Source organism: Acetobacter sp. DsW_063, from assembly GCF_002153745.1.
Taxonomy (GTDB): domain Bacteria; phylum Pseudomonadota; class Alphaproteobacteria; order Acetobacterales; family Acetobacteraceae; genus Acetobacter.
The window spans coordinates 1-8,170 of sequence record NZ_JOPL01000076.1 but is presented as its reverse complement, the minus strand read 5'-3'; the positions used below and the strand labels follow the sequence as shown (position 1 = coordinate 8,170).

At 56.7% G+C, this 8,170-nt stretch carries 7 protein-coding genes; all 7 read right to left on the bottom strand.

Going from position 1 to position 8,170, the window contains the following annotated elements; all coding sequences use genetic code 11:
- Positions 1-177: 177 nt before the first annotated feature.
- On the bottom strand, positions 178-1,155 hold the full coding sequence (locus HK28_RS10445; RefSeq protein WP_233140486.1) for an aliphatic sulfonate ABC transporter substrate-binding protein: 978 nt from the start codon (positions 1,153-1,155) through the stop codon (positions 178-180).
- Complete coding sequence (locus HK28_RS10440; protein WP_086644519.1) at positions 1,152-1,571, bottom strand: ferredoxin family protein; 420 nt, start codon at positions 1,569-1,571, stop codon at positions 1,152-1,154. Before HK28_RS10440 ends, HK28_RS10445 begins: the two co-directional genes overlap by 4 nt.
- Entirely contained in the window at positions 1,568-3,163 is a 1,596-nt protein-coding gene (locus HK28_RS10435) for an FAD-binding protein (RefSeq protein ID WP_086644518.1), read from the bottom strand. Before HK28_RS10435 ends, HK28_RS10440 begins: the two co-directional genes overlap by 4 nt.
- A gap of 1,195 nt (positions 3,164-4,358) precedes the next feature.
- Positions 4,359-5,153, bottom strand: a complete 795-nt coding sequence (gene cysE, locus HK28_RS10430) for a serine O-acetyltransferase (RefSeq protein ID WP_086644520.1) — start codon at positions 5,151-5,153, stop codon at positions 4,359-4,361.
- 163 nt (positions 5,154-5,316) lie between these two features.
- Positions 5,317-6,942: a chaperonin GroEL gene (gene groL / locus HK28_RS10425; protein WP_086644517.1), complete on the bottom strand. Its 1,626-nt coding sequence runs from the start codon at positions 6,940-6,942 to the stop codon at positions 5,317-5,319.
- A 52-nt stretch (positions 6,943-6,994) separates the two neighbouring features.
- On the bottom strand, positions 6,995-7,291 hold the full coding sequence (gene groES / locus HK28_RS10420; RefSeq protein WP_086644516.1) for a co-chaperone GroES: 297 nt from the start codon (positions 7,289-7,291) through the stop codon (positions 6,995-6,997).
- Positions 7,292-7,320: 29 nt separating this feature from the next.
- Positions 7,321-7,545 carry a hypothetical protein gene (locus tag HK28_RS10415; protein ID WP_086644515.1) on the bottom strand — a complete coding sequence of 75 codons (225 nt, stop codon included), beginning with the start codon at positions 7,543-7,545 and terminating at the stop codon, positions 7,321-7,323.
- Between the last annotated feature and the right edge of the window lie 625 nt (positions 7,546-8,170).

The window sequence follows — 8,170 nt, the reverse complement described above, 5'->3', positions numbered from 1 at the left end:
TCACAACCTCTCGCTCACTTCAATAAATTAATAGGTCCTGAGCCTAGATCACGTCGCAACGCGCGGAACTCTCCCCACTCAAGCCGTTGTGCAGCAGAAAACCGGCTAAGGGTTCACGACGGCCTATCGCCGAAACTGTGCAGCGGAGCCAAGCCATAGCGCCTAAATGCTCGCAGTTCACTGCGCTATAACGAATGACCGATCATAAAACTGCGCCACCTCGATCCTGGAGGGGATGACGCCGGCCGCTTGATACAAATCAGCTACATGCTGGTGGACTGCGACGGCGTGGTCGGTCACGCTCGAAAGGGGGGTGAAACGCTGACGGGACACTGTCAGGCGCGCGACGTCGAGCGGCACACCTGTGTCCGCGCTGAACGCACGCGCGCGCTCCTCCTGATGACTATCGCTCCAAGCCGCAGCCCGACCGACGCGTGAGAGGAAATCGAGAAGTTGGTCTCTCTTGAGCGCCACGGCGCTCTCGTTCGCGACGCCGCATTCGACCTCTTCAACGAGTCCTTTTGCCGTCAGGAGTGGGCGCGCATTATCTTCGAGTTCGACAGTTGCGACATACGGGTCCCAGATGGCCCAAGCGTCGATACTGCCGCTCGCCAACGCCGTGCGAGCGTTCGCAGCGGTAAGCGGCGTGGCGAGGATCTCCTCGGGGGAAAGATTTTCACGCTTTAGCGCTGCGAGCACGAGCAGATGCCCCGGCGACCCTTTGACGTAGGCGACCCGATGCCCGACGAGATCGCGCATAGATCGCGCGGTGCTGTCCTTGGGGATTACGATCGCGCTGCTGTCGCCGCCCATTTGCCAGACGGTGATGACCTTAAGTGGACGGCCGCTGGCAAACGCGAACGTCGCCGTCGCATCTCCCACATATCCGAAATCGAGCGCTTTTGCGGCGATAGCCGTGACCAGCGGCGCGCCGACCGGAAAAAACGCCCACTGTATACGGTAAGGCACGTCCTCAAGCTGCCGGGCGGCCCTTAGCAGTGAGCGTGTCGCCCCTCGCTGGTCCCCGATGACCAATGTGACAGGGCCATCGCCGTCGACCGCTGCGCCGCTGGTGGGGTCGGCATGTGAGGTTAGAGGGAGCAACGCGGCAAAGGACGCGCCGAGAACATCGCGACGAAAAAGCATCTGTGTCATGCAGGCGGACTCTCTACGTCGTGACTTTGCAAGGCATTACCGGCGACGTCTTCGTTCACGTGACGCTGTGCATGCCGCGCCGCAGATATTTCCAATCCTTCGCGCAACAAGGGTCCGAGCTGCCAGAAATCGCGCAAGGCGTCCTCCTTCCTGCCGTCCCAGCCGTAATCATGACGAATTCGTCCTATCAGGTCCAACGGACGTTCCGTGACCTTTCCTGTTTCTGGGTCACCAACAGAGACGTAGATAGCGTCATGTGGACAGTAGAGCTCGCACATAAAGCAGGTCTGACATTGGTCAACACGTGCAATGATGGGGATCCCATTCGCCGGACCGTGGTCAAGCACATGATCCGGACAGGCCGACACACATTGATTACAGCCCGTGCAGTTTTCCGGTAAAATAGCTTCAATCACGCTAGTGCCTTTGTTTCCGTCGCAACGTCCGCCCGGATGCGAATCTGATCGAGGCCTGTCAAGATCCGCCTGTGTTCCATTTGCGGATCGCTGTGCGGAAAATCCTCTCGCACATGCATGCCCCGACTCTCCTCACGACCTAGCGCGGCAGCGTTGCACCATCGCGCCGTAGCGACGAGAGCCGCCGTTTCGCGTGCGGCAACAACGCCAAGTCCGTCGTCGCCTACCGAATCCTTGGTATAACACCAAGCCTCTTCGAGCGTTTGCGTCGAGGCCGCCAGAACTTCCTTACGGCGACGTAAGGCTTTGTCGAGATCCAGTATTTCATCGTGCGCGATCTTCTGGAGCGCTTTCTGATCGGACAGCGACGCACGTTTGACATTGGGACGCAACCCCGCGCGCCCCAAAGCTAGCAATGCGCCACTACATTGTGCACGGCCTCTCTTTTTGGCGAAGGACACAGCGGCCCGTCCTGATAGGACGCCCGATGACAGCGCCCAGGCTGCGTTTTGTGCGCCGCCGCCGCTTGTCGCGCCGGCGATATGCTCGCGTGTAGCGGCATCGCCTGCAGCGAAAAGACCGTGGACGGACGTAGCGCAGTCTGTATCGACGATACGCAAGCCGCCTGTTCCGCGGATCGTACCTTCACCGAACAGCTTCACTTCGAATCTGTCACGGAACATGTCCAGGCCACGGCGTTCGAAAGCTGCAACCGTCGCAGGTTGAATCTGGCGCACCACATTCGGCAGAGCTTTAGGCGCCTCGTGTAAGTCAGCGTAAACTGGACCAACGCGAAACGCGTCGGCCAGCGCCAACAGGTGTTCGCGTTGGCGATCCGGGCCGGCCGGAACGTCAAGTTCCTCGCCTGACGCGTCATAATAGCGCGCGCCTGTATAAGGGAGCGTACGCGTGCTTAGCCACGCAGGAGAGATGGAATAGGACACGCAAAACTCCATTCCAGAGAGTTCCGCACCCGCTTCCACACCCATCAGATACCCATCCCCTGTGTTGGAATAACTTCCTATCAGGCCGGATCGGAAGCCACACCCGCCGGTCGCGAGGATCACCGCGCCTGCCCGAGCGCGCCAGCGCGTCCTGTTCAGTCGGTCATATCCGAGAGCCCCGCCGACCGAGCCGTCAGGCCGCGCTAGCAGTTCCAACGCCGGGTGATGGTCGAGCACTCGCGCCCCAAGAGTGGTCGCGTAGTGACGCAGGCCGCGTAGATACTCGGGCCCGCGCAGGCCAGCACGAAAAAGACCACCGTTACCGTCTGAAGAGAAAGGATAATATGCGTCGAGTTCAGGAATGGAGCGCCATGTGATGTCGATTATCCGCGCCATCCACTCTGAATCCGCGAGGCCACAGGCGCTCTCAAGCCGTCGGGTTACAGCTGCCTGACGTAAAGCCGGCTCGGGCGGAACCCACCAATGATTTGGCCCCGCTGTCGCTGTCACCCCGCTGGTGCCCATGAAGCCCTTGTCGACGACCACCACCGAAGCGCCGGCTTTAGCGGCCGACACAGCCGCCCATCCGGCCGCCATTCCTCCACCAACAATAAGAACGTCAGCCTCAATGTCCTTGGGATCGTTCATATTCCACTCGTCAACTTGTAACCTTTTACGGATCTCTCAAGTTGAGCAGAGACCAGCGGGCAACACGAGGTTCTGATCATCAGGGACAGCATGATTACTCCGATTCGCAATCTTGCAATGATTTTCAACCAAATCGCCATTTTGCGCGACCGACAAACAACGCATAGTTCGTTCATGCAAGGAACGAGGGGGCGTGACCTCGCACGACCGCGTATTCGGCACTTTTTTGCGGCAAGGGAAACGTAAAGACGATATCACAAACTGAGGCGAAATCCACTCGCCACACGAAGAAAAGAGGGTGAAGTCAATGAGTTTTTTTTAGGCCAGACGAGCTTTTCGCTTATGAAAAATTTATTCGCGCTGCGACGAGTATATTACCTCAACCAAAGAATTTTTTAAATGAAAATGAAGCTATCGGTCATAAGGGTGGGGCCATAAAAATAAAAGTCGTTTCAATAAACGTGTTAATTACCGGCCTCGAGTATGTCGACGCCGCGAACAAATTGTCGAACAGGTGAAGCTTCATATACAGTTACGCGTGATAAGGTAACTTCGAGATCAATCTTTCCCCGGAAGGATGCAGGCTATGGTATTTCGGAGTGCCAGAGATTGTCTGATTTTACTGACGTCATCACTATGGTTCACGGTGAACGTGTATCTCTAAACAGAGAAATCCTCGAGCAGCACATCAGTGCTTTATGAAAGCGCTGCCCGCCAGCCAAAGACCGAATGGACCACCCCGACCCCGAGCACGGCAGCTTGAAGAGCGTTCCTTCCTATATTCGCCTGATCCGGCGGGGAAAAGCACCCCCGGTGAACCGGAAAGACGGCTGTGCGCTTGCTGTGAAGTAGGCTACTAAATCATCGGTTCTTTGGGAGGGTCGACCTGATCAGTCAGCATGGCAAAATTCGATCAAACGGCAAGACGGCTCCAGCGGGGAAAACAGTTATATAAACGTCCCGTGCGTGCAATACCCTTCGTGGCGCATTTCCATGGAAGGCCGCTACAGATCATACATACGGCTCTGCTCTACGCACGCCGATCATCCACTCGCGACACACCAGGCGCCGGCAGAAGAGCAGAATGACGCGCTACATCCAACGCTCAAACAACAAAAAGCAACTCACTCACTGCCCCGCCGCCATCATAGATCATTGAACGACGCTGAACGCAGCGGATAACCAGGTTTCGTATTTAAATAACAAAATCCGCGGGGGGAACGCTCTGGTCCATGGTCAGAGACGGAAGATCAACGTGCCGCTCACCCACCATGCGCGCTGGATTGCCAACGACAGTCGTGAACGGAGCGACAGAACGGAGTACAATGGACCCTGCACCCACCTTGGCGCCTTCACCAACCTCAATATTGCCAAGCACCTTCGCGCCTGTCCCAATTACGGCGCCTCGTCGAATTTTAGGATGTCGGTCGCCTGCTCCCTTGCCGGTCCCACCCAAAGTGACATTCTGCAGCAGAGCCACATCGTCCTCAACCACTGCCGTCTCACCTACGACAATGCCAGTACCGTGATCGAACAGGATTCGTTGTCCGAGCACGGCGGCAGGATGTATGTCCACCGCAAACAGTTCCGACGCCCGGCTCTGGATATAGCATGCCAACGACTTGCGGTTTTCCCGCCACAACCAATGCGCGATGCGATAGGACTGAATTGAATGGAACCCTTTGAAAAACAGGAAGGGACACACATAGTTAGCCGCAGCCGGATCACGTTCGCGGATCGCACTTAGATCGGCGGCCGCAGCCGCGACCATCGCTGGCCGCGCATTCTGGAAATCAGCGATGAGTTCAAAGACGGTGGCCTGATTAATCAAATTGCTGCCGAGCTTGCACGACAGCAGGAAGGCCAATGCTGTAGCGAAACTTGTCTGCTCCAAAATAGCAACATGAAGCATAGGATTTAGGATTTCGTCACTATGATTCCGCGCCTCGGCAAGCATTTCGCCCCAAACCCACTCTACCGAAGGTGCCATCGGCTCTCTGACCTGTAGATCTGGCGGACGCACGTGCTGCTGATCCAGATAGGCGCGCAAACTTGTGATCTTCACGGTCGCTTCTCATCCCAACGTCGAAATCCTGGTTGCGGCGGTCGCTCGGAACAGCCTGCGTAATCGGCAAGATCGATAGGTCCATTTCTTAATAGCCAAAGTCGCCGCCAGCTGGAGCCGCCGCGGGTTTGTCCGTGGGCCTTTCAGTGACCAGAACCTCTGTCGTGAGCAGCAAGCTAGCGACGGACGCGGCATCCTGCAGGGCCGTTCGCACGACCTTAGTCGGGTCGATGATGCCAGCGACAACCAAATCCTTGTACTCCCCCAGCTGAGCGTCAAAGCCGAAATTATAATCCGCTTGCTCAAGCACCTTCCCGGCGACTACCGCGCCATCCGCACCAGCATTCTCGGCAATCTGACGTAAAGGGGCTTGCAGTGCTCTGCGAACAATATCCCCACCGATACGCTGGTCATCATTGTCGAACTCCAGCCGACCCAAAATCTCGGCCGCGCGGGCTAGTGCGGTGCCTCCGCCGGGAACAATCCCCTCCTCGACGGCGGCCCTCGTAGCATTCAACGCGTCATCGACGCGGTCTTTACGCTCCTTGACCTCGATCTCCGTGGAGCCGCCCACCCGAATAATTGCCACCCCTCCCGCCAACTTCGCCAGACGCTCTTGCAATTTCTCGCGATCATAATCGGAGGTGACTTCCTCAATTTGAGCACGAATTTGGGCAACACGGCCTTTAATGGAGTCGCTGTCACCCTCTCCATCGACAACCGTCGTGTTATCTTTATCGATCACAACGCGACGCGCCTGGCCAAGCTGCGATAACGTGACATTTTCAAGCTTGATGCCTAGGTCGTCGCTTATAACCTCGCCGCCAGTCAGGATCGCGATGTCCTCAAGAATGGCCTTACGGCGATCGCCGAATCCCGGCGCCTTGACTGCCGCAATCTTCAAACCACCACGTAATTTGTTCACCACAAGGGTCGCAAGGGCCTCACCGTCGACATCCTCAGCAATGATCAGCAGTGGACGTCCGGATTTGACAGCATTCTCCAGAAGCGGCAGCAACGGTTGCACCGAGGAGAGTTTCTTATCGTAGATCAAGACATAGGGGTTCTCCAAATCCGCAATCAGCTTTTCAGTGTTCGTAACAAAATAAGGCGAGATGTAGCCCCGATCGAATTGCAACCCCTCGACCACGTCGAGTTCGGTTTCAAAGCCCTTCGCCTCCTCAACAGTGATTACGCCATCTTCGCCGACCTTTTGCACCGCCTCAGAAATGATGCGCCCGATTTCTGCTTCACCGTTAGCCGAAATAGTCGCCACTTGAGCGGTTTCCTCCCTGGTGGCGATTGAGCGAGTGCGTGAACGCAACTCCCCGATTACCGCTGTCGTCGCGTGATCGATCCCTCGTCTGAGGTCTTGCGGATTGAAACCGGCGGCAACGGCCTTCAGCCCCTCGCGCGCGATCGACTGCGCTAAAACAGTGGCGGTCGTGGTGCCGTCGCCGGCAAGATCGTTGGTTTTGCTCGCGACCTCACGGAGGAGTTGCGCCCCCAGATTCTCGAACTTGTCCGACAGTTCGATCTCTTTCGCTACTGTAACACCGTCCTTCGTGATCCGCGGTGCGCCGAAGCTTTTGTCGATTACGACGTTGCGGCCCTTCGGCCCAAGGGTCACCTTGACCGCGTCGGCAAGCGTATCGATTCCTGAAAGGAGGCGTGCCCGTGCATCGCTGGCGAATTTGATGTCCTTATTGCCCATGGCAGTCTGTCCTCACATAGAAAAAAAGAAACGAGCGTCTCGCGATCGCCATCTAACGCTCGGCAATGACGCCGAACAGATCGGATTCTTTCGCGATCAGAAAATCCTCTTCACCGATCCTGACCTCGGTACCGGACCATCTTCCGAACAGGACATGGTCGCCCTCGCGAACCTCAAGCGCCACATATTGTCCATGCTCATCGCGAGTACCCGGCCCGACAGCCACAACCACGGCCTCGGCGGGTTTTTCCTGGGCGGTGTCGGGAATAATGATGCCGCCGGCGGTTTTCTCGGCCGCCGTGATACGCCGCAGAACTACTCGGTCATGCAGCGGACGAAAATTACTCATGTCATGTTATCCTTGGACTAATCGAGTTACTAAGACGCCTCGCCGACAATCCCCAGAAGGGCGTTGTCCGTGCGGGCGCGCCGAAACAGGCTAGCGAGTTGTGGCGTCAGTTCGCCGGGTTCAATCGACGTCCGATTGTGGCAGGAGCGCACGCTGTCATGAGTGGCATAGAAACGCCGGGTCTCGCGGTCACCCTCCAGGATAAAAGTACCGAGAAACGTGCCGTCGATTTCGACTATTTGGGATTCAAACATTGGGTACCGCCCTTTTCCGTTCCCGCATTAACAGGGCCTGGCCGGCAGTATTCCCGCCGGCGATCTAGCTGATGTACGCCTGCGCCATGTGATTGGCGTGCGCTGCACAACATCGTTCGATGCGGCACATTCGTGTGTTCACCCAAACCATATCAGTCAACTCCGACTAGCTTCGTCGCCAATTGTTGGTATGGTTATGCATGATACGTGCGTAAATAGACTGGTCAATATTTGACAATATTTATATTTGATACATACCTTATTACAATTTCAAATGTAACCCAAGCGCTCTTTTGGACAATGTCGGCGACTGGTCGCCGTCAACCCTTTTGACGTTTCTTCGTGGACGACGACATGAGTGAAGGAAGTGCCGGGCGCTGGGAAGCGATTGAGGACGGCTGGACGGATCTTACTCCCCCCAATCTGGGGCTCGAAATTCCGTTCTGCCAGACGCGGGTCCCGTGTCTTAGCACTACTTTGGTAAAACGTGTTGTGAGGCCCGGAGTAGAAGGCACCACAGTGCGGGTATTGCCCGATGGGTGGGCACAGGATGCGATCAAGAATAGCCTGTCGTATTGCTAGGGCCTGTTATGCCTTGAATGACGGAGCGAAGTGCCCAGCTCTT

Excerpts from the sequence above, each read along its gene's own strand:
- groL (WP_086644517.1), bottom strand. The coding sequence starts at position 6,942 with ATGGGCAATAAGGACATCAAATTCGCCAGCGATGCACGGGCACGCCTC.
- HK28_RS10435 (WP_086644518.1), bottom strand. The coding sequence starts at position 3,163 with ATGAACGATCCCAAGGACATTGAGGCTGACGTTCTTATTGTTGGTGGA.
- groES (WP_086644516.1), bottom strand. The coding sequence starts at position 7,291 with ATGAGTAATTTTCGTCCGCTGCATGACCGAGTAGTTCTGCGGCGTATC.
- cysE (WP_086644520.1), bottom strand. The coding sequence starts at position 5,153 with ATGGCACCTTCGGTAGAGTGGGTTTGGGGCGAAATGCTTGCCGAGGCG.
- HK28_RS10445 (WP_233140486.1), bottom strand. The coding sequence starts at position 1,155 with ATGACACAGATGCTTTTTCGTCGCGATGTTCTCGGCGCGTCCTTTGCC.
- HK28_RS10415 (WP_086644515.1), bottom strand. The coding sequence starts at position 7,545 with ATGTTTGAATCCCAAATAGTCGAAATCGACGGCACGTTTCTCGGTACT.